A 25,620-nucleotide genomic window follows, 5' to 3' on the forward strand; every position below is an offset into this window, starting at 1 on the left:
TCCGGCGTTCGGTCCGCCTCGCTGAGAGGTCGCCAGGGGTTGCCGAAGTATTCCCTGAAGCGCATGGGGCTCGGGCTACCGTGAGGTAAGCGTTGGGCAGTCGCCTTGGGCTTTCACAGCTCACGGGCTCCGATCGTCAGGAGACGACCATCTCCACCGCACAGATCGAACCGACCGCAGCAACGCTGGGGCCGATTCGCCAGACCTACTCCGGCAACGCGGAGTTCCCCCCGATGGCTCAGGCCTACAAGCAGGTCTCGCAGGTCATCAAAGAGATGGGCCTGCTCCAGCGCGCCCAGTGGTTCTACGGCTTCGTCGCGGCCGGCATCGTCGTCGCCCTCGGCGGCCTGATCACAGGATTCATCCTCCTCGGCGACAGTTGGTTCCAGCTGCTCATCGCCGCGGGGCTCGGCATCGTGTTCACGCAGATCGCCTTCCTCGCTCACGAGGCGGCGCACCGTCAGATCCTCTCCTCCGGGCCGGCGAACTTCCGTCTCGCCCGCATCCTCGCCGGCAGCATCGGCATGAGCTACTCGTGGTGGGACTCCAAGCACACCAAGCACCATGGCAACCCGAACCAGGTCGGCAAGGACCCCGACATCGAGGTCGACACGATTTCGTTCCTCGACGAGGACGCCGCGAAGTCCAAGGGCCTGATCCGCCTGATCACCCGCCAGCAGGGGTGGCTCTTCTTCCCCCTGCTGACGCTCGAGGGGCTCAATCTGCACTACCTCGGCATCAAGCACCTCACGACGAAGCGCAACGTCAAGGGACGCTGGATCGAGTTGGGCATCATCGCACTGCGGTTCGCCCTCCTCCTCACCCCGATCTTCCTGATGCTCCCGCTCGGGATGGCGTTCGCGTTCCTCGGCGTGCAGCTGGCCGTGTTCGGCGTCTACATGGGCGCCTCGTTCGCCCCGAACCACAAGGGCATGCCGATCATCGACCCGAGCGCGCGCCTCGACTTCTTCACCAAGCAGGTGCGCACCTCGCGCAACATCCGCGGCGGCTGGTGGGCGACGTGGCTCATGGGCGGCCTCAACTACCAGGTGGAGCACCACCTGTTCCCGAGCATGCCGCGCCTGCACCTGTCGAAGGCGCGTGACGTCGTGCGCGACTACTGTGCGGCGAACGACGTGCCGTACACGGAGACCAGCCTCGGGCGGTCGTACCTGATCGTGATCGAGTACCTCAATCGGGTCGGACTCTCCGCCGGTGCCGACCCGTTCGACTGCCCCGCGGCCGCACGGTTCGGGCGGGCGTAGCAGCACCACACGGGCAGGGCCCGGACATGACGGAGGCGCGAGCAGGAATCCCTGCTCGCGCCTCTGTCGTCGGTACTACTTGTTGGACTTCTTCTTCGTCTCGACCACGTCGATCGTGATCTTCTCGAGCGGTCGGTCGTCGTCGAGTTCGTCTTCGAGCACCTCGTCGCCGAGGAACGTCTCGTCCGGAGTCTCGTCCACGATAGCCTCGGCCGTTGCCGGGGCGGTCGCGTCGATGCCGGCGATCTCGGCGGGCAGCGCGTCGTCCGAGAAGATGCCGTCGGGGCGGATCAGCTCGCGCACCTCAGCCATGAAGCTCGACAGCTGCTGCTGCTGCCACCGCAGCTGCCGCGTGCGGTCCTCCGCGTCGTGGAGCACGGCCGTGGTGTGTCCGGTGACGGAGTCGACGATCTTCTGCGACTTCGCACGAGCGCGCTCGAGGATCTCCCGGGCACGCACCTGCGCGTCGGCCTCGATGGCCTGCGCCTGCGAACGGGTGAGGCGCTCGTAGTCCTCGGCCCGTGCCGAGATGCGCTGGGCGTGCTCGAGCGACGCGGCGACCTGCTCGTTCGCGTCGGTGGTGATGCGCTCGGCGTGCGCGACAGCCTGGTTGTGCAGCACGAGGAACTCCTGCTGCGCGTCGTCCTGCCTGCGGGTGAGGGTCTCCTCGAACTCCAGCACGCGCGCATTCATGTCGCGCACCTCGCGCTCGGCGTCGGCGCGCAGCTGGGTGGTCTCCCGGGTGACGAGCGAGCGGAGGGCGGCGGCCCCCTTCTCCGCCTCCGTGCGGATCGCGGTGGCCTCCTGGGCGGCCTGGTTGACCTTCTCGGCGGCGTGTGCGGCCTCGCGCTCGATGCGCGCCTCGTGCGCCGTGTACTCGGTGTCCATCTTCAGGCGCACCTGGTCGGCATCGCGCTGCGCCTGGTCGGTGATCCGCTCGGCGTCCGCAGCGGCCTCAGCGCGCTGCGCCGTGACCTCCTCGCGGGCCGACGTCATGAGGCGGTCGGCCTGCACGGCGGCGTTCTGGATGAGGACGTTCGCCTGCTCCTCGGCGACCCGCAGGATCGCCTCGAACTGCTGGCGCGACGGCGCCTCCTCGCCGTCGGGCTGCGGGGCGTCGACGAGCTCAGAGGTGAGCGTGGCGACCTGCTGCTCGGCGTCGGACGCCTTGGCGTTCGCGGCGGCGAGCTCGCTCTCCAGCGCCTCGCGGGCGGCGCGCTCCTCGTTGCGGACAGCCTCGACCGCATCCTCTTCGCGCGCCTGCGCCTCGGCGACATCCGCCGCCGCCTGCTTGAGCTGGTTGCGCAGAGCCGCGAGCGCCGAGTCGACCTCGCCCTTGTCGTAGCCGCGGAAACCGATCGTGAACGCCCCCTGCTGATCGCGGGGAGCGGTCTCGATCAGCTGGTCGAAGAAGTCCGGCGAGCGCTCGCCGTCGCGGTCAGTGGTTCCAGATGGTTCGCTCATGAGGTTCGTGCCTTTCTGGCGTGGTCACACGCGGAGCGGCGGCTCCATCCCGATGGACGGGATCGTGTGGACCGGAGGAGGAGGTCGTCAGGGCTCACGCCACCACCGTGACCCGGCAGAGACCCGGCGGGCGAGGCGCGCCCTCCAGCCTAGTTGCGTCGGCTGAGAGTTGCGTGCCCGGATTTCGGTGCGCTCGCGACGATCGGCGCGCCGCACGGGGATCAGGCGTCGCGTGCCCAGCGGGCGTTCCGGTCGTCGAGGAGTTCCCCACGGAGATACTCGATCCGCGCGCCCTCCGTGACCGCCACGCTCCGAGCGCCGGCGACCGTCGCGACCCGCGACCGCAGATCGGTCCACAACGGCGCCGTCTGCGGGACGCCCATGTACTCGCGGAACGTCTCGACCTGCATCCGCATGCCCTCCGGATCGGTCACCAGACGGATGACCGTGTCATCGGGTTCGACGAAGCGGATCCCGTAGCCGCCGTCGCCACGCACCGTGAACTCCTTCTGCTTCGTTTCCGTCGCCGAGGCCACGATGTCACGTGCCATGGCCTCGGGGGCGTGAATGACGAGGGTCGTGCCGAACTCGTCGAGGGTCTTCACGAGCTGCGCGGCCTCGAATCTCCGCCCTGCGCGGTTTCCCGCCGCCGTCCCCTGCCTGCTCACCCGGCTCCGCAGCAGCTGCCCGGTGACGATCAGCGCGACGATCAGCAGACCGAGCAGCACGTACAGGAGAATGTCCACGGCCACAGCGTAGTGGGATCCGTTCCTGCCCTTCGGAGGGTGGCCCTGCCTCTTCTCGCGTTGTCGCGCAATCCCCTTCTTCGTCGGCAACCCCGCGGGCTACCGTCAGCGCAACGCGGCGACGGAAGGAGAGAGCAGTGGAGGGCGGGACGCAGACGATGTCACGGACCAGAGTCGTGTTCAACGACGTCGGATTCCTCCTGGAACAAGGGCAGGATGACGAAGACCTGAAGCGTCGCATCGAGGGTGCGGCGCACGCCGGCGGCGAGTTCGTCGAGTTCGTCGTGGTGGGCAACCGTGCCGTGAGCGTTCTCGTGTCGCCGGCGACCCACGTCATGATCTCGGTCGAGCCCGTCGAGTCCGACGCTCGCGACCTCGGTGACGACACAGCGCCTTTCGGCGGCGAGTTCGACATGATCTGAAGCACCACCGCGCGGCGTCGTTCGCCGGGCCGGAGGCGGACCACTGATACGGTGACCGCGGTGGGCATCGTGTCCCTGGGGCCGACGAGCTAGAGAGAAACTTCGAGATGAAGGGACCCTCCCGTCCGCGACTCGCTCGCATCGGGATCGCCGTGGTGCTCGCCGTCGCGATCGGAGCGCTCGCGCCCTCGTGGTCGGCGCCACTGTCGGCAACGGCTGCGACCGATGGCCAGATGGTGGTTCCCGCATCGGGCAACATCCAATCGAAGGTCGGCGACGGCTGCGTCGGAAACTACCGTGCACACGACGGCATCGACATCTCGGCCCCCTCGGGAGCGCCGATCCTCGCCGCGTACGACGGGGTGGTGAAGTCGCGGACCGTGAACAGCGGTTACGGCAACTACACCGACATCGAACACACCGGAGGTTACGTCACCCGGTATGCGCACATGGCATCGCCGGGGATCTACGCACCCGGCACGCGCGTGACCCGCGGACAGCAGATCGGCGTGATCGGCAACACCGGGAACTCGCCGGCCTACCACCTGCATTTCGAGGTGCGGCTCAACGGTGCGGTGTACGCCGCGATCAACGGCGGGTTCACCTGCCTCTCGAACGTGGTGCGCGGCAACCCCATCCCGCTCTTCTTCCCCGGGCTCGGCACGGGGCCGGGGCCGTCGATCCCCACCGCCGACTACACCGGGGACGGGAAAGCAGATCTGCTTGTCGTGGCCGGAAACGGCGACCTGCGCCTCCGCCCGGGCTCGGGGAGCGGCACCTTCCCGTCTTCGACGACCGTCTTCAGCGGGTGGGGGAACGCGAGGCGTCACATCACGCATACGGACTTCAACGGCGACGGCAAGGCTGACATCCTCGTTGCTCGCACCGACGGCATCCTCGAGTTCTTCGCGGGCAACGGCGCCGGCGGGTTCGCCCCCGCGGTCACAGCGGGGAGCGGGTGGTACGAGCTGCTGCACGTGACTTCCGGAGCCGACTACACAGGTGATGGAAAGCAGGACGTGATCGGCGTCTCGTCTGCGGGCTTCCTGACCATCTACCAAGGCAATGGCTCCGGCGGATTCGGGAACTCGCATCTGACGCTCGGCGCGGGGGGTTGGGGCGGATTCCACCATCTGATCGGTGGCGATTTCGACAACGACGGCCGGGGGGACCTGATGGCGGTCAATGATGACGGCGACCTCTACTTCTACCCCGGTTTCGCCTATGGGCTCGGGCAGTGGCGACGCGTGGGCGGCGGCTGGCTCGAGTTCACCTCCGTGACCGGCGGCGTGGACTATAACGGTGACGGTCGCGCCGACCTGCTCGGGCGGACCCCCGCGGGGGAACTCTATTTCTATCCTGGCCTGGGCAACGGGACGTTCGGACAGAACACGCGAATCGGAGCAGACTGGGGCGAGCACCTCGCTCTCGAGTAGCGCCGCCTTCTCGGGCGCGTATCGTGGGCGCATGGCCGATCCGACGCTCGAGGAGATCGCCGCCGCGCTGTATGCCGGACCGCAAGACGACTTCGTCTCTTCTCGTCGAGCCAGGGCCGACGAGGTGTCCGACCCCACCCTCGCCGCCGCGGTGAAGGCTCTGCGCAAGCCGTCGATCGCGGCGTGGGTGGTGAACGTGTTCGCGCAGGAACGGGCGAAGCAGTTGGGCGAGGCGCTGCAACTGGCGCGGGAGCTGCGTGAGGCGCAGGACGATCTGGATGCCCCGGCGCTCGCCGCGCTCGGACGAGAGCGCCGCGTGCTCACCAGGCGCCTCGCCGAGACGGCGGCCGACCTCGCGGCCTCTCGTGGCGAGCGCATCACCTCGGCGACACTCGAAGCCGTGGAGCAGAGCATCTCCGCCGCGTTCTTCGACCCCGCCGCCGCGGCCGCCGTCGCCTCCGGGCGGCTGGTGCGCGCGCTCACCCCCGCGTCGACCATGAGCGACATCGCCGAATCCGTGGCCGGTGCCGTGCCGGAGCGAGTACCCGCGGCAGCACCGCCGACGGACGACCTGCAGGAGCGCAGGACGCGGCGAGAGGCGGAGCGTCGGGTCGCCGTGGCCGACAAGGAGCTGGCATCGGCCGAGCGGGAGCTGCGGACACAGGAGGCCGCGCTGCAGACGCTGAGGGCGCGGATGCAGGAGCTCAGCGGGCGAGCAGCCGAACTCGAGACCCAGCTCGCGCAGGTGCGGGCGGGGATCGGCCGTGTCGAGAAGGAGCTTCCCGCCGTGGAGCAGAGTCGTGCCGATGCGGCGGCGCGTGCCGAGAGCGCGGCGAAGGAGGCGGCGTCGGCGCGGACGAGCCTGGAGGCGCTGTAGCGCGACGCCGGGGCTCGCAGGCTCAGTCGCCGTCGCGACTCGCGAAGTCGGGGCGGTAGATCCACTTCACGGTGTCGACGAAGCTGATGGTCTCCGTCTCGGTCACGCCGGGGATCGCACGGATCGACATGACGAGATCCAACAGGTGCTCGTTGTCGGTGGCCATCAGCTCGGCCATGAGGTCGTAGTGGCCGGTGGTCGTCACCAGGTAGTACACCTCGTCGATCGCCGAGATCGCGTCACTCACCTCATGCACGCGGTGGTCCACGCGCACGCCGATGAGGGCGGACTGCGAGTAGCCGTGGGTCTGCGGGTGCGTCATCGCCCCGATCGTCACGACTCGTTCGTTGAGGAGTCGCTGGATGCGCTGTCGGACGGCGGCGTGGGAGAGGCCGACGGCGCCGGCCATCTCGGTCACGGAACGGCGTCCGTCTTCTTGCAGCAGGCGGACGAGCTTGCGGTCGAGTTCGTCCAGCTGTGCCGGGACCAGCCCGTGGAATTCTCCGGATCGCATCGTGCGGGTTCCTCTCCTGCTGCGTGTCGGCCCGCAGTCAGCGTACGCGAAACCGTCATTCTCGTCGCGGAGAACCGCTGCAACTGTCAATTTGACGGCTTCGAGGACGCGAGGCTTCAATAATCGTTGCGCAACGTCGGTCGTTCCGTTATATTCATGTTCAGATTCACATTTAACGACGAAAACAGCGGTTCAAGGAGTTCGTGATGAGCAAAATCACGGTTGTGCAGGCCGGGCGTCTGCTCGACGGCACGGGACAGGTGATCGATGACGCGACGATGATCGTGCGTGACGGCACCATCGAGGCGGTCGGGCCGCGCGACAGCGTGATCACCCCGGCCGATGCCGAACTCGTCGACGCTGGCGACATGACTGTGATGCCGGGCCTCATCGACTGCCATACCCATCTCGGCGGAGCCTCCTCCCCGAACTACACGACCTGGGTCGTCGAGGACGACCTGCGCCAGGCCATCCTCTCCGGGCAGCAGATGCGTGCGCTCATGGAGCACGGTGTGACCACGATCCGCGACATCTCACGCAACGGGCTCCGCCTCAAATGGGCCGTCAACAACGGGCACATGGAAGGGCCCCGCATCGTGGCGTGCGGGCCGGGACTCTCACGTACCGGTGGGCACGGAGACGCACACAACCTGCCCTGCGACATGATCCAGCGCAGCCACCCGTGGGCCATGCTCGCGGACGGCCCGGAGGAACTGCGCAAGTCGGTCCGGTTGCTCAATCGCATGGGCGCGGACGCGGTCAAGATCTGGGCGACCGGCGGCGGGATGTGGGACAAGGAGCTGGAGACCGACCAGCACTACGATTTCGAGGAACTCTGCATGGTGGTCCGTGAAGCGGCGATGGTGAAGATCCCGGTGCTCGCGCACGCTGAATCGCTCGCCGCCGCGAAGGACTGCCTGCGCGCCGGCGTCGCCACACTCGAACACGGCGAGGAGCTCGACGACGAGTGCCGTCGGATGATGGTCGAGAACGGAGTCATCCACGTCCCCACGCTGCAGCTGTTCCTCGGGCCGTGGTTCGACGAGTATCCGCCGCCCCCGCGCGAAGGTCTCGAGAACTACCGCGGTGACACCCTGGTGGAGAAGGAGAAGAACCGCGTCGCGGACAACTTCACGGCCTCCCGCCTCGCCGGAGTCACGATCGCCGTCGGCAGCGACAGCTTCTCCAGTATCGACGTGCCCTACGGCGCCTCGACCCTCTCCGAGGTACACACCATGGTGGACACCGGCATGCCGGCAGCGGACGCGATCGTCGCCGCCACCCTCAACGGGGCCAGAGCGCTGCGCGTGGACCACCTGACCGGTTCCCTCGAAGTCGGGAAGGCCGCCGACTTCCTGGTCGTCGACGGAGACCCGCTGGACGACATCCGCTCCCTCGCCCAGGACCGTCTGCGGTATGTTCGCCGCGGCGCACAGCTCTGGCAGGACGAGCTCACCCCGACCCCGCACCGTTCACCCACCCGCTGACGCGCCGAACCCGAGGACGATGATGACCCCGACAGCCCCTTCAGCATCCCGCGCCACCACACCGCCGTCCGAGCCCCGGACCCTCCGCCGCGCGGGCCTCGGCACCGCCGACCTCGTGTTCTTCGTGGTCGCCGCCGCGGCCCCGCTCACGGTGGTCGCAGGAGTCGTGCCTCTCGCGATCCGCACGGGCGGCGAATCGGCGGCGTACGGCTACCTCGTGCCCGCGGTCGTCCTGATCCTCTTCGCGGTCGGCTTCACCGCGATGAGCCCGAGGATCAAGAATGCGGGAGCCTTCTATTCGTACATCACCCACGGCATCGGCAAGCCGTTCGGGGTAGGGTCCGCGCTCCTCGCCGTGGTGTCGTACAACGCCATGGCGATCTGCCTGATCGCCGGTTTCGCGGTGTACGCCCAGAACATGCTCGCCTCACTGTTCGGACTGAGCGTGAACTGGGTGATCCTCGCCGCGGTCGCTGTGATCGGTATCGCACTGCTCGGCTACTTCAAGGTCACGCTCGGAGCGAAGGTGCTGGGCATCGCGCTCGCGCTGGAGGTCGCGGTCCTCGTGATCTACGAGGCGTTCATGCTGGGTCAGGGTGGCAGCGGTGACATCGGCGAGACGGTCGCGATCTTCAACCCCGCGGTGATGGCCGACCCCGGCTTCGGAGCGATGCTCGTGCTGACAGCCGGAGGGTTCATCGGCTTCGAGGCCACTGCGATCTACGCGGAGGAGGTCAAGGACCCGAAGCGCACGGTCCCGCGTGCCACGTACATCGCGATCGCGTTCCTGGGTGTCTTCTACACGTTCTCGGTGTGGTGCATCTTCGCCGCATACGGCACGCAGGGTGCATTGGATGCGGCGGCGAGCGATGACGTCGCGCTGCTGACGTTCGCGTCGATGGAGCAGTTCGTCGGCCCCTGGTTGTCCGACTTCTCGCAGCTCCTGCTCTGCACGAGTGCTTTTGCCGCGGCGCTCGCCTTCCACAACGCGGCGTCGCGGTACCACTTCACGCTCGCCCGCGAGGGCATCCTGCCGCGGAGCATCGCGAAGATCAGCCGCGCACACGGCTCACCGGTCGGCGGCGTGGCGCTGCAGATCGCGATCTGCGTGGTCGTGCTGGGCTTCGCTGCGCTCGCCGGCGCCGACCCCTACCTCGTGGTGTTCCTGTGGTCGGCGGCGCCGGGAGTGCTCGGCATCCTGCTGCTGGAAGGCATCGCCGCCATCGCCGTCGTGGCCTTCTTCCTCCGCGACCGGCATGGCCACAGCATGTGGCGGGTGATCGTGGCCCCCGTTCTGGCGGCGATCGGTCTGTTCGTCTTCGTGGCGTTGAGTGTCTCCCAGCTCGAACTGCTGACCGCAGCGGAGCCGTTCGTGAACGTCCTCCTGCTGGTGCCGATCCCGCTCGCGCTCGTCGCGGGGATCGCGATCGCGCTGGTGCTCAGGTCGCGTCGCCCTGAACGCTATGCCGCGCTCAACACGGTGGACGTGGACGCCGAGGCCTGACCGCGGTCACTCCGGTTCGAGTAGATCCTCTGTCGAACGGGTCCGGTGCTCCTCGCGGAGATGCCGGGCCCGTTCTCGTCAGCGGGCGCAGTCGGCGAGCAGGCGCATGTACGAGGTCGCGTCGTTCGTCTCGAACAGGCGGTCGAGCGAGACATTCTGCTCGTAGAGGCGGGCGTAAGGCACGGAGATCGCATCGAACCCCGCCGACATGAGCGCGCCGGATGCCATCAGTTTGGCTGTGCGCTTGTTCCCGTCGAAGTAGAACTGATGCCGGGTCGCTGCCGCGGCGTACACGAGCGCCTTCCGACGAGGGTCCTCGACGCCGCCGATGTAGTCCACGAGGTCGTCGAAGGCCGCGATCAGGAGTGCGCCGCCTTCGCCGTGCTCTCTCCCGTCGACGACGCCGCCGGAGGCCAGGCGGACGGATCCGCCGCCGTGCACCGAGCCCTCGCCGCGGAAGCTCCCCGATTCGATGGCCTCCGAGCGGGCGACCAGACCATGCAGGGTGTCGGATGTCTTCTTGGTGAGAGAGAACGTGCCGCTGCTGACGAGACGATCGAGCTCGTTGTAGGCAGCGTTGAGGGCAAGGATCTGATCCTGATCCTCGACCTTTTTCCCCTCGACAGTGACTCCGTCCAGGAGCGTCTGCACCTCCGGGAGGGTGAAGTTGTTCCCCTCGAGCCGCGCAGCATCCCAGATGATGACCGGGAGGTTGGCGCGGAACCTCGCCAGTGCACGCTCCGGTGACGAGCTTCCCTCGCTGCCGCCGATCGCCGCGAGGTCGATTCCGGACCAGTCCCAGTCGATGCCGAGAAGCTGGAGACGCTCAGGGGACGTGAGCCCGTCGTCGGGGGAATCGGCTGCGTCGCTGCGCCCTCGACTGCCCATCGACGGTCGACGGATGTACGAAGGCCCCCGGGGCGCGGGCACCGGCTCTTCCCTTGAGTGGTCGGCGTTCATCGTTCACCAGTCCTTCGCGATCGCCTCTGCGATCCGCCGATCCGGACCGCCGGCCGCGAACGCATCGATGATGCCCTGCAGCGGGGTCACCAGGTTGACGTCGTCGAACGTGGTCGCCCCGGCGAACACGCTGACATGCGCCGGTGCGACGATCACGTCGGCAGCTGTGTGGACCCGGACCTGCCGGTGGGTCGCGGTGAGGAGTCCCGCGACCCGGGTGACGTCTTCGGTCCAGAACACGGTCGTCTTCCCGGGCTCGGCTCCGAGCGCCTCGAGTGTGGCCGCCCCGGAAAGCGCCCACTCCGCCTCGGATGCGTGTCCTGCGGCGACGAGGCGATCGGCGTCATTGCGCCCGCTGAACATGACGCGCCCGGGGCGGTGATGTGCTCCGGAGAGTCTGGCAGCTTCTGCGACGAGGTCGACCAACGGGATGTCGGCGTCACCGTGTGCATCCTCGTCGACGTAGCGTCGTAGGCGTGCGATCCAGGCGTCGAGCTCGCGCCCGTCGAGCCCGTCTCGCACGAACTCTTCTCCCAGCATGACGCGTGCGGCGGCGGCGGCGAGCGGATCGCTCGCTCGATCGAGTTCTATCGAGATGTCGTAGCCGAGCGCGAGAGCGAGTTCACGGAGGGTGTCGACGCGGGATCGGTAGGGGTCTGCGGTGGCGGCGAGGGCGGTCGTCCGTGAGACGTCGGCTCGACGGGCGAGCTCCGACTTGCTGTACGGCATCCGCTCGACAGCGTGGCGCAACGTCATGCCGGCCATGTGCGCACCTCGCTTCGGCTCATCCGACTCATGTGCGTCCATTTTACTGGACACTTTTACGTTCTGTCCAGAACAATGAACAGATACCCTCGTTGTTCAGTAAATTGGACAGGTAGTGCGGAGCGGCAACACGACGAACAGCCCGGGCGCCGTGGACGAGGGGGAGTCCACGGCACCCGGACCGGCTCACGCCTGGCGGGAAACGAGCTCCGTCGCCAGGTCGGACAGGGACTCTCCGCGGAGGGACGGGTAGAACAGCCCCTCGACGTGGTCGAGCGTGTCGGACAGGTGCGAGCCGAAGCCGGCGGTCCCGGATGCGGCTCCGCACAGGGCTCCGACGAAGGCGGGCACGCTGTCGGATTCGCGGGCGAACAGGGCCGCGAGCGGCAGGGCCACCTCAGCGCGCCCGAGGGTTGCCCGCACGAGCAGGAACGCCAACGGGAGCGTCTCGGCGGCCGTGCCCGACTGGCTGTACAGCCGGGGGCTGAGCGCCGCGAGGATGCGGGGCAGGTCGCGGAACACGTCGATCGGGCCGAGCCCGTCGGCGGTGCGGAAGCCGGCGGCGAGCCAGGAGTCATCCGGCGCCTCCTGAACCGCGAGGTCGAGTGCTTCGTCGACGGTGCGGCCGGCGGCGAGTTCGGCAACCGCGACGGCCATGGCCGCCGTCGCCCACACCCCGTCTCGAGCGTGGGTGATCGATGCCCATTGTGCCGCGAGCCGGGCAGCAGAGCGGGGGTCTCCGGCGTGCAGGAGGCCGAAGACGACGCCGGACGGTACCGCGCTGTCGGAGGCGTCGGCGGGGTTGTCGCTGCCGGTGACCGGAGGCACTTCGCCGCGCTGCGTGTTCACGATCGCCGAGCGCTCGGCGATGCCGGTCCAGACGTCGTCGGCGAGGGCATGGCGACGCCACTGCGCGAACAGCGCGTCAGGGTCGGCCGGATCCGCCGTCAGCACGGCGCGCGCGGCGAGCACGGCCGCCTCGGTGTCGTCGGTCGGGACGAGCCGGGAGCCGTCGACCGTCGTGGCGTCGAAGGGGATGAGCGGCTTCGCCACCTGGGCGCGGTCGAGCTCGGCCGATCCCAGCCACATCCGGGAGCGGACCCACGGCGACCGCACGGTGCGGTGGTAATCGGCGGGCAGACCGATCGCGTCACCAACGGCGAGACCGAGCAGCGCGCCGTGCGCGCGATCGAGGCGATCAGGAGACATCGAGGAGCCCTTCGTCGGAGCGTCGCGCGTGACCGGCGGCGAGCGATGCCTCGTGCAGCCGGTCGGCGAGATCGAGGAGGTCGGTGCCGGCGGTGGCGACGATGCAGCGACCGTGCACCTGCAGCACCTGCCCGGTCCACTCGTCCGGGAACGCGTCGAAGCCGCACATCGCGCCGGTCAGTGCGCCGTTGATCGCCGCGATCGTGTCGGAGTCGCGGCCGATGTTGACCGAGGCGATGAGGGCATCCTGGAAGTCGCCGCGCGCTGCTTCGAAGAGTCCCAGGGCGAGGGCGACCGCTTCCGGAGCCGCGTCGGCCCAGGGGTAGTGGAACAGCGAGATCTCCTCGTAGAGCTCGGACATCGCGTCCTCCGCCGACGCGTGCGAGGCGCCGATCCGCAGGGCGCGCTGCACGAGGCGGGCGGTCCAGGAGTCGGCGGGGAGGGCGGAGACGATGGCGTCGCGCACCTCCTGGTACGAGTCGGTGACGAGCGCGGTGGCGACCCCGGCGGCGATGGCCTCGGCGGCGTGGATCCCGTCGTCGGCGTGGCTGACGCGGGCATCGATCCGTGCCAGTCGTCGGGCTTCGGCGGTGTCACCGTGGGCGAAGATGCCGATGGGGGCGACGCGCATCGCCGCGCCGTCGCTCCAGCGCTCGTAGTTGCGGGTGCCGGATGCCGGCGGGTTCACCCCGTGCGCGAGGTTCGCGATCGCGACCATCTCGCTGAAGCCTGCGCCGTAGAAACCGCCGCGCTGCTCGGCGACGGCCTCGGTCCAGACGGCCGCGACCTTCTCCGGGGTGAGCTCGCTGCCGTGTTCGAGGATCGCCGTCGCGGTGAGCACCGCGTACTCGGTGTCATCGGTGCCTGCCGCGTCGGGGGCGAGAGTGGCGACGCGTCCGAACTCCTCGTGGATCTGCTGGATGGTCATGCCCTCGGTGGGGGCGCCCATCGCATCGCCGATGGCCAGGCCGACCAGCGCGCCGCGCGCGCGATCGCGGCTCACGCGAAGCCAAATCGTTTTGCGTTCATGGATGCCACTATAGGGGACCGATGTCTGGCGTCGTTCACGCGATTCTCAAGAAAGTTTTGACATCTCCGAATGAATCGATCATGCTGATCTCGCGGTAAACGCAAAACGTTATGAGTCGCAAGGAAGTGACATCGATGGCACCAGAGGTCGGAATCGCAGAGGTCGCACAGGCGGCGGGCGTCAGTGTGTCGACCGTCTCGCAGGTGCTCAGCGGCAACCGCCCGGTGAGCGAGGCGACGCGCGCGAAGGTCACGGCGGCCATCGAGCGGTTGGACTACCGGCCGCACCCCGGGGCTCGCAGTCTCCGCAGCAGGCGCACCGAGTCCATCGCCCTCCTCGTCCCTGACATCACGAACCCGTTCTACCCGCTCGTCGCGGTGGGGATGCAAGACGTGCTGATGCCCGCCGGATACATGCTCTCCGTCGTGGATGCCGGGAGCCAGATGGGCAGCGGCCATCTGCTGCGCCATGTGCTCGAGCGCCGATTTGACGGCATCGCTCTGCATGCGGACGGGCTGACCGAGCACGACCGCCTCCGGATCGTGGAGTCCCAGACGCGCGTGGTCGCCCTCGGCAGCGACATCGAGATCGCGGGCAGCGACTACGTCGAGTCGGATGACGTCGGCGGCTTCGCGACGGTCGTGGCGCACCTGCTGAGCACCGGTCGCCGCGCCATCGGCTTCATCGCCGGTGAGGAGTCGGCCGATCCGACGCTGCAGCGCGTGCGCGGCTTCCGTGAGGCGTTCGCCGCCGCGGGCCTCTCGGTCGCCGAGTCCGACATCGTGTTCACCTCGTTCACCCGTGAGGGCGGCAACGCCGGTGTGGATGCCCTGTACGCACGGCGTTCCGACTGGGACGCCATCGTGTGCGCGAACGACCTCATCGCGATCGGCGCCATGGAATCGCTCCGCAAGCGCGGTGTGCGCATCCCCGAGGACGTGGCCGTCAGCGGATACGACGACATCGAGGCCGCCGGTCTCGTGCACCCCAGCCTCACCACCGTCGAGAACCCGGCACGCGAGATCGGGCGCACGGCCGCTCGCCTCCTCCTCTCCCGTCTCAACGGCGACAACCCCGATGGCCCGACTCAGCACATCACCCTGGCGACCCGACTCGTCGTACGCGAGTCGACCGCTTCCGCACCCGAAACCCGTACGAAAGGCAAGCAATGACAACGAAGTTCACGCGCTGGAGCGCCCTGGTGGCGATGACCGCCGCCGGCGCCCTCCTCGCCGGATGCGCATCCACCGGCTCGTCGGCCGACACCGTGACGTACTGGAGCGCCTTCATCTCGAAGGACACGCAGAAGTACTACCAGGAGCACTACGTCGATGCCTTCAACGAGGCCTCCGACGACGTCCAGGTGAAGATGGAGGTCAAGCAGCTGCAGAACCTCGGATCTCTCACCGACACCGCCGTCTCCGCGGGTCGTGGCGCTGACGTCGTGTACGCCGCTGGTCCGTCGAGTGCCCTCGGCTTCGCGTCCGCCGACCGCATCGTGTCGCTCGACGACTACTCGAAGGAGTACGGCTGGAAGGACATGCTGCAGCCCTGGGCGTACGAGGCGAGCCAGGTCGACGGCGAGCTGACGTCGGTCCCCGTCGAGTACGGATCGATCGTCCTCTACTACAACCCGGAGGTGTTCGAGGAGCACGGCTGGACGGTGCCGACGACGCGCGCCGAGTTCGAGAAGGTCGCGCAGGAGGCTCAGGACGCCGGGATCATGCCGATCGGCGCCGGCAACAGCGGTTACCAGGCGCAGAGCGAGTGGTACCTGTCCGCCTTCCTCAACATGGCGGTCGGTCCGCAGAAGCTGTACGAGGCGCTGACCGGCGAGGCGAAGTTCACCGACCCCGAGTTCGTCGACGCGATCGCGCTGTTCCAGGACCAGATCGACAAGAAGTGGTGGGGTGGCGGCAAGGACCGCTGGTTCACCAACACCGACACCGACATGCTGACCGGTCTCGCCGACGGCACCGTCGCGATGTACATCACCGGCACATGGGCGTTCGGCGACATGGGGTCGTACTTCGGCGAGGCCGCCGGCAACGATCAGGACTGGGACTGGGCTCCGCTGCCCTCGCTCAGCGATGACGTCGCGCCCGGCGTCTACCCGATGGCGATCGGCACCTCGCTCTCGGTGAACTCCGCGTCGAAGAACAAGGACGGCGCTGCGGCCTACATCGACTCGGTCATCAACGACCCGGCGAAGTCGTACGCGTATCTCGAGGCGACCGGGCAGAACCCGCCGCCGCTCGCGGACCTGTCGGAGATGCCCGCCGGGGTCGACGAGCGCGCCGCGCGCCTCTACAACGATGCGCCCGCCAGCGGGAACCTCGGCTACGCGAGCTGGACGTTCTTCCCGGCCGCGACCGACACGTACCTGTGGTCGGAGTTCGACAAGGTGATCCTGGGCGACATGTCGCCGGAGGACTACCTCGCCGGCCTGCAGAAGACGTTCGACAAAGAGCTGAGCGCCGGCAAGGTCGTCACGCCGTTCGCGCCCGTCGCCGGCTGATGACCGCAGCGACGCACACCCCGGGGGCGGCCAGGCGCCGTCCCCGGGGCCGCCGGACGCGAGTGGCGGCATGGCTCTTCATCTCGCCGCTCGCGATCGTGAGCATGCTCGTGATCGGTGGGCCCGGCGTCGCGTCCCTCGTCTTCTCCTTCACCGACTGGGACGGCCTGGGTGCCGCATCCTTCGTCGGACTCGAGAACTACATCGAGCTGTTCCAGAGTCCTGCCGTGCTCGCGGCGATCTGGCACAACCTCGTGTGGACCCTGTTCTTCCTGGTGGTGCCGATCTCGATGGCGCTGCTGGGGGCGTTCCTGCTCTCGCGGATCCGCCGTGGTCAGGCGATCTTCCGGGTCGTCTACTTCATCCCCTACGTGCTGGCGACCATCGTCTCCGCGACCATCTGGCGTCAGATCCTCAGTCCCACGGCCGGCATCGGACCGGCGTTGTCGTCGTTCGGGTTGGATTGGCTCGCCGACGTGAACTTCCTCGGCGATCCCGCGCTCGCGCTCGGTTCGGTAGCGTTCGTGAACAACTGGCAGTGGTGGGGCTTCCTGCTGGTGCTGTTCGTCGCGGCGATGCAGGGTGTCAACCCGGCGCTGTACGAGGCCGCACGGCTGGACGGGGCGAACGCCTGGCAGGAGTTCTGGCACATCACGCTGCCCGGCATCCGTCCGACGTTCATGTTCCTCGTGCTGATGACCGTGATCTGGTCGTTCCTGGTCTTCGACTACGTCTACATCCTCACGCAGGGCGGGCCGGCCGGGTCGACGGATGTGCTGGCGACGGTGCTCTACCGCACCGCGTTCGCCGAGCAGCGCGCCGGGTACGCATCCGCGATGGCGATGCTGTTGTCGGTCATCAGCGCGGTCGTGGTGAGCGGCTATCTCTTCCTCCGCAAGAAGCTCGATTGGGACGTGTGATCATGACGACAAGCATCGAACTTCCCCGCACTGCGGGCGCACGACGTGCGAGCTCGACCGGGCGCCGGGGGGATGCTCCGCGCCGGGATCCGCGCAAGCCGCGGCCGCTCAGCTGGCTCGTCCTCATCGTGCTGGCCGTGTATGCGGCCGGACCGCTCGTGGTGTTCCTCTTCAATGCGCTCAAGACGCCGGCGGAGATCAGCCGGTCGCCGATCGGGATCCCCACCGAGTGGCGGTGGGACAACTTCGTGCAGGCGTTCACGGATGCCGACATGGGTCAGGGGCTGCTGAACAGCGCCATCATCTCGCTGAGCACCGCGGCCGGGGTCTGCGTGATCGCGAGCATGGCGGCGTATTCGATGACGCGCCTGGACCTGCCGGGCAAGGGCGCGTGGATTCTCTACATCCTCGTGTCGACGTCGCTGCCGATCCAGCTGTTCCTGGTGCCGTTGCTGTCGCTGTGGTCGACGCTCGGCCTGTACAACAGCCAGTTCGGGCTCATCGTCATCTACTGGGCGGTGTACTCGCCGTTCGCGACGATGCTGCTGCGGGCGTTCCTGCTCACCATCCCGAAGGAGTACGAAGAGGCCGCGCGTCTCGACGGCGCGGGGGAGTGGCGGCTGTTCTCGCGGGTGATGGTGCCGATGATCTGGCCGGGCATCCTCACGGTCGCGCTCGTCTCGGGGCTGCAGGCGTACAACGAGTTCCTGCTCGCGGTGACCTTCATCCAGGACAGTGACAAGCTGCCGGTGGCGCTGTCCCTGTTCTCGTTCCAGCAGTCGCAGTCGCCGAACTGGGCTCTCGTCAGCGCCGCGGGCCTCATCATGGCGATCCCGGTGATCATCGTGTTCCTGCTGCTGCAGCGCAAGTTCATCGAGGGGTACACGCAGGGCGGATTGGCGAACTGATGCCGCTGTGCGCCGTGGTGGGTGTCGGAGTGTAGGGAATCAGCGTCGCCGCAGTGCGCGCCAGATCCCCGCGACCGCACTCACCACGCCGGCGGTGACGAGGATGCTGCCGATCAGCGTCAGCACGTCGTCGTTCCCGGCCGTGAGCGACACCCACAACAGCGCACCTCCGCCGATGGCGGCCAGCACGCCCGCGCCGATCCAGACCGCCGGTCCGGGCGTGGGCTCGTGCTCGTGGTCCATGATGACCGCAGCATAGCGAGCCAAGGGTCTCAGGAGGTGACTCTCGCCAGGGCAAAGCAAAACCCCCGCCATGTAGAAGCTAGGCGAGGGTTTCTGGGACCGTTGTAACGACGGTCCGTGTGGCTCCGACGGGCGTCGATCCCGTGACCTCACGATTTTCAGTCGTGCGCTCTACCAACTGAGCTACAGAGCCGCGCGACCGGCGAACCTGTCGCGTCCTAGACGAAGAGCCCTCTCCGAAGAAAAGGCTCGTCGCTTAGAGCGACCCTGACGGGACTTGAACCCGCGACCTCCGCCGTGACAGGGCGGCACGCTAACCAACTGCGCTACAGGGCCATACTTGTTTTCAATTATATCGGAAGGTGTGACCCCAACGGGATTCGAACCCGTGCTACCGCCGTGAAAGGGCGGCGTCCTAGGCCGCTAAACGATGGGGCCGAGTCAGTCCCGGGGGACTTCCTTGCCGACGCTCAAGCATAAGGGATGATTCGGGCAAATCGCGAATCGAGGGCGCGGCGGCTTCCCCCGGGCGTGTTTCGGGAGGAGCATGGAGGCTGCGGATGCCGCGCGGATCGTGCCTTCCCCCCTCTGGTGCGGATGTGAAAGTTGTTGTTAGTGTGGCAACTGTGAAACCGGCGGAAGGGGCCGTGTGAACGAGAAGATCACACTCGATGCTGCGGTTGCGGCAGCATCCGAGGACTGCGGCTGCGCGCCCACTCCGACAGAACGTCGTGCATTCGACAAGGCCGGCGTCAGCAGACGCGGCGCACTCGGCCTCGGCGTGCTCAGCGTCGTCGCCCTCAGCGCGTTCGGAATCTCCAACGGTGTCTCCAACGCCTACGCCGCGACGTACCCGAGCTGGGACGACGTGCAGCGAGCCAAGAGCAACGAAGCGGCCAAGGCTGCCGAGGTCACCCGCATCGAGGGGCTCATCCAGTCCCTGACGCAGCGCGTGGCCGAGACCCAGGCGGCATCCGAGGCGGCGTCCAACGAGTTCTACGACGCGCAGCAGAAGTACTTCGCCGCGTCCACCGAAGCCGACGCCATGCAGGCCAAGGCCGACGAGCAGGCCGCGGTCGCCGATGAGTCGGCACGTAAAGCCGGTCAGGTCGCGGCCCAGCTGTACCGCAGCGGCGGCGATGACACCGCGATGGAGCTGTTCTTCTCGGACTCCACCGAGAACGCCGATGGGCTGCTCGCTCGTCTCGGCACGATGGACAAGCTCCTCGAGTACAACCAGTCGGTCTACGACAAGGCCGTCGCCGCCCGCAACTCCGCGCAGTCTCTCAGCGACCAGGCCGTCGTCGCCCGCACCGAGCGCGACCGCCTGCAGAAGATCGCCGAAGAGAAGATGGTCGCGGCGCAGCAGGCTGCCGACGCCGCGCAGGCCGCACTCGACGACCAGACCGCGAACCTGGCGACCATGCAGGCGCAGCTCGCCGCGCTCAAGGACGCGACGACCCAGACCGTCGCCGGCTACCAGGCCGGTGTCGAGGCCGAGGCGAAGGCCCGCCGCGAGCGCGAAGCCGCTGCCGCAGCTGCGGCCGCCGCGGCTGCCGCAGCCGGCGGTGGCGGAGGCGGCGGAAGCCAGGGCTCCGGCGGCTGGTGCCGTCCGCACGGCGGTGGAAAGAGCTCGGGCTACGGTCCGCGCTCCGTGCAGTGCGGCTCGCAGGGCTGCTCCTCGTCCTTCCATTACGGGACCGACTTCGCCAACGGCTGCGGCTCTCCGATCTACGCCGCGAACTCCGGGACCGTCGACTACGCGGGCCCCAACGACGGCTACGGCAACTACATCCGCATCCAGCACGGCGGTGGCATCGGCACGGGCTACGCCCACATCCGCGACGGCGGCATCCTCGTCCGCTCGGGTCAGCACGTGAACTCGGGCCAGGTCATCGCATACGCGGGCAACACCGGTCGCTCGTTCGGCTGCCACCTGCACTTCGAGGTCTACGTCGGCGGCCGTCCCGTCAACCCGGTGGCCTTCCTCGGCGATCGCGGCGTCTCCGCCTGAGCCGACCGCAATCCAGAAACGCAGAAGACCCCCGGCCGCTGAGCGGATCCGGGGGTCTTCGCTGTTCGGGCGAGAGGTCAGTGACCCTGCTCGCCGAAGCGGACGATCGCCTCGTCGAGGATGCGCTGCGCCTCGCCGGCGTTGCCCCACTCGTCGACCTTGACCCACTTGTTGGGCTCGAGGTCCTTGTAGTGCTCGAAGAAGTGCGCGATCTCCTTCTTCGTGTACTCGGCGATGTCGTCGATGTCCTGGATGTGCGCCCAGCGCGGATCCTTCGACAGCACGGCGACCAGCTTGTCGTCTCCGCCGGCCTCATCGCTCATCTTGAGCACGGCGACGGGACGCACCTCGACGACGACGCCGGGGTAGATCGCGTGGTCGAGGAGCACGAGCACGTCGAGCGGGTCGCCGTCCTCGCCGAGCGTGTTGTCGAAGTAGCCGTAGTCGGCCGGGTAGCCGAAGGTCGTGTAGAGCACGCGGTCGAGGTGCACTCGTCCGGTCTCGTGGTCGACCTCGTACTTCACGCGGCTGCCGCGCGGGATCTCGATGACGGCGTCGTGTGCGCCCATACGTGTGCTCCTCAGGAAAAGTTCGGTTGGATGCCGCGGACTAGCCTACCTGCGGCTTCTTCTCCGTCGGGTCCGCTCGCCGCCGCTGCAGCACCCGCTCGAGCACCCGCGCGAGGGGACCGCTCAGCACCAGGAGCAGCAGTCCGTAGTAGCCGTTCGGGGCGGCGAGCATCGCGATCGCGAGAGCGATGAGGAACAGGACGATCGCGGAGAGGTCGCCGATGATGCCGGCGCGCATCACCTGCGCGGGAGCGGTGGAGAGTCCGGGATGGCGCAGCAGGTACAGCCAGCCGGCGAGCGTCGTCACCTGCGTCAGGATCAGCGTGCCGATGTAGACGAGTGCCTGCAGGGGATCCGAGTTCATCTGCCCGAGCATCGCCGTCGGGACGGGCAGCCAGACGATTGTGGCCATCCACGCCACGTTGATCCACAGCAGCGGCGTGGTGATCCACTCGACGTCGCGATACTGGCGGTGATGACCCATCCAGAACGTGGCGATCAGGACGAAGCTCAGTCCGAAGCTGACCAGCTGCCCGGAGTGGTGTGCGAAGAACTCCCCGGTGCTCTGCTTCTCGGAGGCGGCGTCGGACACGGATTCCAGCAGGGGCAGGATCAGCAGTGTCATGGCGATCGCGACGACGGCATCGACGAACGCCTTGAAGCGCTCGGGGCGGGACGGCGTGCTGCGCAGGGGATCGGTCACGGCGTCAGGATATCGGCGGGGGTCGGGTGCGACCAGTGGCCGCTCCGTGCGGCATTCGTGGCCTACCGTGGAACCGTGCCGTCGCTCTCTCCCGCCATCGCCGAGATCCGCCTCGCCGTGCGCACCGCGCTCGCCGACCTGCCGGAAGGGTCGACGATCGTCGTGGCGCTGTCGGGTGGAGCCGACTCGCTCGCGCTCGCGGCAGCGGTCGCTTTCGAGGCGCCCAAGCGCGGCATCCATGCGACATCCGTCACGGTGGACCATGGTTTGCAGGACGATTCCGCGCCGGTTGCGGCCCGCGCCGCCGACGCTGCGCAGGCGCTGGGACTCGACGCCCGCATCGAGCGGGTCGACGTCGCCGGCCGGGGTGGCCCCGAAGCCGCCGCTCGCGACGCACGCTATCGCGCCTTGCGGGAAGCCGCGGCGGAGGCGCGAGCCGCGGCCGTGCTGCTGGGGCACACGTTCGACGACCAGGCCGAGACCGTGCTGCTCGGGTTGGCGCGGGGATCCGGTGCCGCCAGTCTGCAGGGCATGGCGCCGATGCGCGAGGACGATGACGGGCTGCGGTGGATGCGACCCCTGCTCGGTGTGCGCCGCGAGACCACACGCGCGTTCTGCACCGCTTCCGCTCTCGCGCCGTGGAACGACCCGCACAACCGCGACGATCGCTACGCGAGGGTGCGCGTGCGGGAGCGGGTGCTGCCGGTGCTGGAGGCCGAGCTCGGACCCGGGATCGCCGACGCGCTCGTGCGCACGGCCGAGCAACTGCGCGAAGACGCGGAGGCGTTCGACGAGATGATCCACGAGACGATCGAGGACATCGTCGAGCACGCCGAAGCGGGCATCTCGGTCAGCGTCGCCGCGCTCGCCGCGAACCCCGCCGCGCTGCGCAACCGCATCATCCGTCTCGTCGTCGACAGCGAGTTCGGGGTGAGTCTCACGAGGCTCCAGACCCTCGAAGTCGCGCGACTGGTGACCGACTGGAGCGGCCAGGGACCCATCGACCTGCCGGAGTGCTCGGCCGTGCGGCAGGGCGGGCGGATCGTCTTCACCGCGTCCGGGCGCTGAGCGCTCGCGTCATCCGCCGAGCGCTCAGCCCCGGGCGCCGCGCGAGGGCGCTACTTCTTTCCGCCGAAGAGACCACCGAGGATCCCGCCGAGGTCGATGCCGCCTCCGCTGGACCCGCTGCCGCTTCCGCCGCCGAGCAGTCCGCCGATCACGTCGCCGATGCCGCCGCCCGAGCCGCCGCTGCTGTTGCCTCCGCCGAGGAGACCGCCGATGAGGTCGCCGATGCCGCCGGAGCTCTCGGCCCCGGCATCCGCCTTCGCCGTCTTGTCCTTGTTGGCGTTCGCGATGAGTCCCATCACGATGGGGGCGAGGATCGGGAGGAGCTTGCCGAAATCGATTCCGGGGGTCGCCTTCGACTCCGTGAGCTCCTTCGTGACCTCCTTCTCCTTGGATCCGAGGATGTGCGCGACGATCTTGCCGCCGTCGGCCTGATCGATGTCGTCGACCTTCGCAGCACCGGTCGATCCGGCGTGCTTCTGGAGCGCGGCCTCGATCGCCGCGGAGCCCTCGCTCGTCGACGCGTTCTGCGCGAGCCCGCCGAGCAGCACGGCCCCGCCCTGCTCGACCGCGACCTTCGCCTCGTCCCGCGAGACCCCCAGCTTCTCCGCGATGTCGTCGATCGGTACCTGCTTCAGGATGTCGTCGAGAGCCATGGTGAATCCTTCCGTCGGGGGCGTCCGCCCGCATCACCGCTCACAGTAGTGCGGATGCCGTGGGCATGGGGAGATCTGCCCATCGCGGTGAGCTGCGGCGCCGACCTAGGGTGGAGGCTCCGGGGGGAAGGAGCATCGATGACCGATCTCGATGTGCAGAAGGACGCGCTCGACGTGGCGCAGGCGCGGCTCACGGCGGGGGCCACGCCGGTCATCACGTCGTGCCTGTCGTTCGCCGGTGCGGGCTCGGCATCGGTCGAAGCCGCGCTGGGCGAGGCGGAGTCGCTGCTCACGCAGATCCTCTCCGCCCTTGCACAGACCGCGACCAACACCGCGGCCGATGCCGCGTCGGTCGCCAGCACGTTCACGGCCTCGGATGAAGCGCTCGCGCAGGCGGCACGATGACCCTCCCCGGCCTCATCGAAGACCCCGCGAAGGGTGACACCGGATCGGTGCGCGGATACGCGACCGCCTTCTCCACCCGCGCCGGGTCGAGCCGTGAGCGCAAGGGCGACGCGGATGCCGCGCTCGCCAGCATCACCTCCATGACCGCGTCCGCGGCGGATGCCCTCGGCGCCAGGGTGGTGCTGCTCGCCCAGCGCCTGGGTGAGACCGCCGAAGGCCTCGACGGCATCTCGGCGGCGGTCTCCGCATACGCGACCGAACTCGAAGGGCTGAAGAGCGAGGCCGCGCGTCGGCTTCGCGCCGCGCAGCACGCCTACGACCACATCTTCGTGCGGCGGGCGGAGGCGCTGAGCGAGGCGAGCGAGTTCGTCACGGGGTGGGCACTCGGATGGGACGCGGTGCTTCCGTCGTGGATGTACGTCGACGACCCGAGCTATCTGCGCCGCTGGCAGGACGCGATCGACAACTACTACACGGCCAGAGCGTCGTACAACGCGCTCGCCGACGAGCGCGCGGCGATCGACCGGCGCGCGGTGGACGCGATCGCGGCGGTACCCCTCATCGCCACCGTCACCCGCGGAGGGAAGGTGGGCGGTGCCGGGTTCGCCGCGGCCAGTGTCGCCTGGGCGGGCGATGTCAACGCGATCACAGCCGAGTCCCTCGCCGGCCTCGGCGACCCCGACATCATCCGCGAGACCTGGAACTCGATGGACCCGGCCACGCGAGAAGCGCTGATCGCCGCATCCTCGCTCATCATCGGCAACCTCAACGGCATCCCGATCCGCGACCGCGTCACCGCGAACCACAACAACATCCGCGACGAGATCGCGCGGCGCGAGGCCGAGATCGCCCGCCTTCAGGCTCTGGTCGACGGACTCAAGACCGGTAACCGCGCCGATGCCTGGACTGCCAAGGGATACCTGGATGAGATCGAGAAGCTCCGCGAGCCGATCGACTACTGGCAGAGCCTGCTGGATCAGAAGGTGACGTGGACGGATGAGGACGGTGGCATCCATACGGAGACCGGTGCGCGAGTGGTCGTCTTCGCTCCGGAATCCGATGCCATCGGGACCTACCATGGTCCGCTCGATCCGGTGACGGGCGACATCCCTTCGTGGGTTCGCAACGTCGCGGTCTCTGTGCCCGGAACGACCACGACGATGATGAGTTTCTCCGATGAGGCGGCACGGAACATGCAGTCGGCGGCAGGGTATGACACCGCTGTATTCCAATGGGCGGGAGGCCGCTTTCCCCTGAACATCCCGGAGGCGATGACCTGGGGTTACGCGGAGACGCTCGCTCCGCTTCTTCGCGACTTCGTCGCCGGGATCGACAAACCCCTGGGTTCCTCACTGACGGTGCTGGGACACAGCTACGGTGGCGCAACGGTCGGACTCGCGGAGAAGGCCGGCCTGGACGCGGATCGCGTTCTCTACGTCTCGGCGGCTGGGATGGGGCACGGAGTCACGGGGCTTTCCGACTTCCCGAACTCCGGAGATGCGCCCCACTATTCGATGATGGCGCGCAACGACAGCGTGGTGGGTGCGATCCAGCCGTCGGTCATGGACTGGATGCATGGACCGTCGGCCCTGGACGCGGATGGCGTGGTTCGGCTGGAGACGGGCTGGATCGATCACAGCGATCTGAACAGCACCGACCTCGAGGATTACAACAAGCCGGGGAACGGGACGCCCGCCGCGATCGACGCGCACAGCACGGTCTTCAAGAAGGGCTCCACCGCGTTCAACAACATCGTCGCTGTGATCACCGGAGGCGAGGCGGTCGTCTTCGCTGAGGACGGCTACATCAGGACACCCCGCACGAGCGTTCGCCGGGACGGGATCGACATGCCCGGCTATGAGCCCGAGTACGTGACAATCGAATGATGCGAAGGCTGACGGGAATGATGATCGCGCTCGTCTGCGCGATGATTCTGGGAG

Annotated in this window: 25 protein-coding genes and 3 tRNA genes; 14 read left to right on the plus strand and 14 right to left on the minus strand. The window is 68.2% G+C overall.

Annotated features, from left to right (window positions below; all coding sequences use genetic code 11):
- Positions 1-149: 149 nt before the first annotated feature.
- A complete protein-coding gene (locus WFM69_RS05975; protein WP_337003046.1) occupies positions 150-1,265 on the plus strand; it encodes a fatty acid desaturase family protein in 1,116 nt (371 codons plus the stop codon).
- Positions 1,266-1,340: 75 nt separating this feature from the next.
- On the opposite strand, the gene WFM69_RS05980 is transcribed toward WFM69_RS05975, so the two are convergent.
- Positions 1,341-2,729: a cell division initiation protein gene (locus WFM69_RS05980; protein WP_337002669.1), complete on the minus strand. Its 1,389-nt coding sequence runs from the start codon at positions 2,727-2,729 to the stop codon at positions 1,341-1,343.
- A gap of 221 nt (positions 2,730-2,950) precedes the next feature.
- The gene (locus WFM69_RS05985; protein ID WP_337002671.1) at positions 2,951-3,475 is read right to left on the minus strand and encodes a hypothetical protein; all 525 of its coding nucleotides are present in this window, start codon (positions 3,473-3,475) and stop codon (positions 2,951-2,953) included.
- Positions 3,476-3,633: 158 nt separating this feature from the next.
- Here WFM69_RS05985 and WFM69_RS05990 point away from each other — a divergent pair, with 158 nt between their 5' ends.
- The 3 genes from WFM69_RS05990 to WFM69_RS06000 all read left to right on the plus strand — a co-directional run bounded on the left by WFM69_RS05990 (position 3,634) and on the right by WFM69_RS06000 (position 6,210).
- A complete protein-coding gene (locus tag WFM69_RS05990; protein WP_337002673.1) occupies positions 3,634-3,897 on the plus strand; it encodes a hypothetical protein in 264 nt (87 codons plus the stop codon).
- A 107-nt stretch (positions 3,898-4,004) separates the two neighbouring features.
- Positions 4,005-5,333 (plus strand): peptidoglycan DD-metalloendopeptidase family protein, encoded by a 1,329-nt coding sequence (locus WFM69_RS05995; RefSeq protein ID WP_337002675.1) that lies wholly within the window; start codon positions 4,005-4,007, stop codon positions 5,331-5,333.
- Between the two features lie 31 nt (positions 5,334-5,364).
- The gene (locus WFM69_RS06000) at positions 5,365-6,210 is read left to right on the plus strand and encodes a transposase (RefSeq protein ID WP_337002677.1); all 846 of its coding nucleotides are present in this window, start codon (positions 5,365-5,367) and stop codon (positions 6,208-6,210) included.
- Between the two features lie 22 nt (positions 6,211-6,232).
- On the opposite strand, the gene WFM69_RS06005 is transcribed toward WFM69_RS06000, so the two are convergent.
- Positions 6,233-6,724: an Lrp/AsnC family transcriptional regulator gene (locus tag WFM69_RS06005; protein ID WP_337002679.1), complete on the minus strand. Its 492-nt coding sequence runs from the start codon at positions 6,722-6,724 to the stop codon at positions 6,233-6,235.
- A gap of 206 nt (positions 6,725-6,930) precedes the next feature.
- On the opposite strand from WFM69_RS06005, the gene WFM69_RS06010 reads away from it, so the two are divergent.
- Positions 6,931-8,211, plus strand: coding sequence for a metal-dependent hydrolase family protein (locus WFM69_RS06010; protein ID WP_337002681.1), 1,281 nt, complete (start codon positions 6,931-6,933; stop codon positions 8,209-8,211).
- 22 nt (positions 8,212-8,233) lie between these two features.
- Positions 8,234-9,715, plus strand: coding sequence for an APC family permease (locus WFM69_RS06015; protein WP_337002683.1), 1,482 nt, complete (start codon positions 8,234-8,236; stop codon positions 9,713-9,715).
- A 78-nt stretch (positions 9,716-9,793) separates the two neighbouring features.
- On the opposite strand, the gene WFM69_RS06020 is transcribed toward WFM69_RS06015, so the two are convergent.
- The 4 genes from WFM69_RS06020 to WFM69_RS06035 form a co-directional block, all read right to left on the minus strand.
- On the minus strand, positions 9,794-10,645 hold the full coding sequence (locus tag WFM69_RS06020) for a hypothetical protein (RefSeq protein ID WP_337002685.1): 852 nt from the start codon (positions 10,643-10,645) through the stop codon (positions 9,794-9,796).
- A gap of 33 nt (positions 10,646-10,678) precedes the next feature.
- Entirely contained in the window at positions 10,679-11,440 is a 762-nt protein-coding gene (locus tag WFM69_RS06025) for a hypothetical protein (protein ID WP_337002687.1), read from the minus strand.
- Between the two features lie 186 nt (positions 11,441-11,626).
- Positions 11,627-12,649 (minus strand): ADP-ribosylglycohydrolase family protein, encoded by a 1,023-nt coding sequence (locus WFM69_RS06030; RefSeq protein ID WP_337002689.1) that lies wholly within the window; start codon positions 12,647-12,649, stop codon positions 11,627-11,629.
- A complete protein-coding gene (locus tag WFM69_RS06035; RefSeq protein ID WP_337002691.1) occupies positions 12,639-13,652 on the minus strand; it encodes an ADP-ribosylglycohydrolase family protein in 1,014 nt (337 codons plus the stop codon). Before WFM69_RS06035 ends, WFM69_RS06030 begins: the two co-directional genes overlap by 11 nt.
- A gap of 161 nt (positions 13,653-13,813) precedes the next feature.
- Between WFM69_RS06035 and WFM69_RS06040 the strand changes: the two genes are divergently transcribed.
- The 4 genes from WFM69_RS06040 to WFM69_RS06055 all read left to right on the plus strand — a co-directional run bounded on the left by WFM69_RS06040 (position 13,814) and on the right by WFM69_RS06055 (position 18,025).
- Positions 13,814-14,851: a LacI family DNA-binding transcriptional regulator gene (locus WFM69_RS06040; RefSeq protein ID WP_337002693.1), complete on the plus strand. Its 1,038-nt coding sequence runs from the start codon at positions 13,814-13,816 to the stop codon at positions 14,849-14,851.
- On the plus strand, positions 14,848-16,197 hold the full coding sequence (locus WFM69_RS06045) for an ABC transporter substrate-binding protein (RefSeq protein ID WP_337002695.1): 1,350 nt from the start codon (positions 14,848-14,850) through the stop codon (positions 16,195-16,197). The genes WFM69_RS06040 and WFM69_RS06045 overlap by 4 nt, the downstream gene beginning before the upstream one ends.
- A 62-nt stretch (positions 16,198-16,259) precedes the next feature.
- Positions 16,260-17,117 carry a carbohydrate ABC transporter permease gene (locus tag WFM69_RS06050; protein WP_337002697.1) on the plus strand — a complete coding sequence of 286 codons (858 nt, stop codon included), beginning with the start codon at positions 16,260-16,262 and terminating at the stop codon, positions 17,115-17,117.
- 2 nt (positions 17,118-17,119) lie between these two features.
- Complete coding sequence (locus WFM69_RS06055) at positions 17,120-18,025, plus strand: carbohydrate ABC transporter permease (protein WP_337002699.1); 906 nt, start codon at positions 17,120-17,122, stop codon at positions 18,023-18,025.
- Positions 18,026-18,064: 39 nt separating this feature from the next.
- On the opposite strand, the gene WFM69_RS06060 is transcribed toward WFM69_RS06055, so the two are convergent.
- The 4 genes from WFM69_RS06060 to WFM69_RS06075 all read right to left on the minus strand — a co-directional run bounded on the left by WFM69_RS06060 (position 18,065) and on the right by WFM69_RS06075 (position 18,706).
- Positions 18,065-18,292, minus strand: coding sequence for a hypothetical protein (locus WFM69_RS06060; RefSeq protein ID WP_337002701.1), 228 nt, complete (start codon positions 18,290-18,292; stop codon positions 18,065-18,067).
- 96 nt (positions 18,293-18,388) lie between these two features.
- Positions 18,389-18,461 (minus strand) — tRNA-Phe (locus WFM69_RS06065).
- Between the two features lie 69 nt (positions 18,462-18,530).
- A tRNA-Asp gene (locus tag WFM69_RS06070) sits at positions 18,531-18,604 on the minus strand.
- Positions 18,605-18,633: 29 nt separating this feature from the next.
- Positions 18,634-18,706: transfer RNA gene (locus tag WFM69_RS06075), tRNA-Glu, on the minus strand.
- A 211-nt stretch (positions 18,707-18,917) separates the two neighbouring features.
- Between WFM69_RS06075 and WFM69_RS06080 the strand changes: the two genes are divergently transcribed.
- Positions 18,918-20,282, plus strand: coding sequence for a M23 family metallopeptidase (locus WFM69_RS06080; RefSeq protein WP_337002703.1), 1,365 nt, complete (start codon positions 18,918-18,920; stop codon positions 20,280-20,282).
- 77 nt (positions 20,283-20,359) lie between these two features.
- Here WFM69_RS06080 and WFM69_RS06085 read toward each other — a convergent pair whose 3' ends face one another.
- Both WFM69_RS06085 and WFM69_RS06090 read right to left on the minus strand, forming a co-directional pair.
- Positions 20,360-20,851, minus strand: coding sequence for an inorganic diphosphatase (locus WFM69_RS06085; RefSeq protein WP_337002705.1), 492 nt, complete (start codon positions 20,849-20,851; stop codon positions 20,360-20,362).
- A 40-nt stretch (positions 20,852-20,891) separates the two neighbouring features.
- On the minus strand, positions 20,892-21,554 hold the full coding sequence (locus WFM69_RS06090; RefSeq protein WP_337002707.1) for a TMEM175 family protein: 663 nt from the start codon (positions 21,552-21,554) through the stop codon (positions 20,892-20,894).
- A gap of 75 nt (positions 21,555-21,629) precedes the next feature.
- Here WFM69_RS06090 and tilS point away from each other — a divergent pair, with 75 nt between their 5' ends.
- The gene (gene tilS / locus WFM69_RS06095) at positions 21,630-22,622 is read left to right on the plus strand and encodes a tRNA lysidine(34) synthetase TilS (RefSeq protein WP_337002709.1); all 993 of its coding nucleotides are present in this window, start codon (positions 21,630-21,632) and stop codon (positions 22,620-22,622) included.
- Between the two features lie 50 nt (positions 22,623-22,672).
- Here the strand turns inward: tilS and WFM69_RS06100 are convergent, their stop codons facing one another.
- On the minus strand, positions 22,673-23,275 hold the full coding sequence (locus WFM69_RS06100) for a DUF937 domain-containing protein (protein WP_337002711.1): 603 nt from the start codon (positions 23,273-23,275) through the stop codon (positions 22,673-22,675).
- Positions 23,276-23,413: 138 nt separating this feature from the next.
- Between WFM69_RS06100 and WFM69_RS06105 the strand changes: the two genes are divergently transcribed.
- Positions 23,414-23,680: a hypothetical protein gene (locus WFM69_RS06105; protein WP_337002713.1), complete on the plus strand. Its 267-nt coding sequence runs from the start codon at positions 23,414-23,416 to the stop codon at positions 23,678-23,680.
- On the plus strand, positions 23,677-25,566 hold the full coding sequence (locus WFM69_RS06110) for an alpha/beta hydrolase (RefSeq protein WP_337002715.1): 1,890 nt from the start codon (positions 23,677-23,679) through the stop codon (positions 25,564-25,566). The genes WFM69_RS06105 and WFM69_RS06110 overlap by 4 nt, the downstream gene beginning before the upstream one ends.
- The last annotated feature ends 54 nt before the right edge of the window (positions 25,567-25,620 follow it).

Origin of the sequence: Microbacterium sp. LB12 (assembly GCF_037150835.1) — a bacterium.
In the GTDB taxonomy this organism is placed as follows: Bacteria; Actinomycetota; Actinomycetes; order Actinomycetales; family Microbacteriaceae; genus Microbacterium.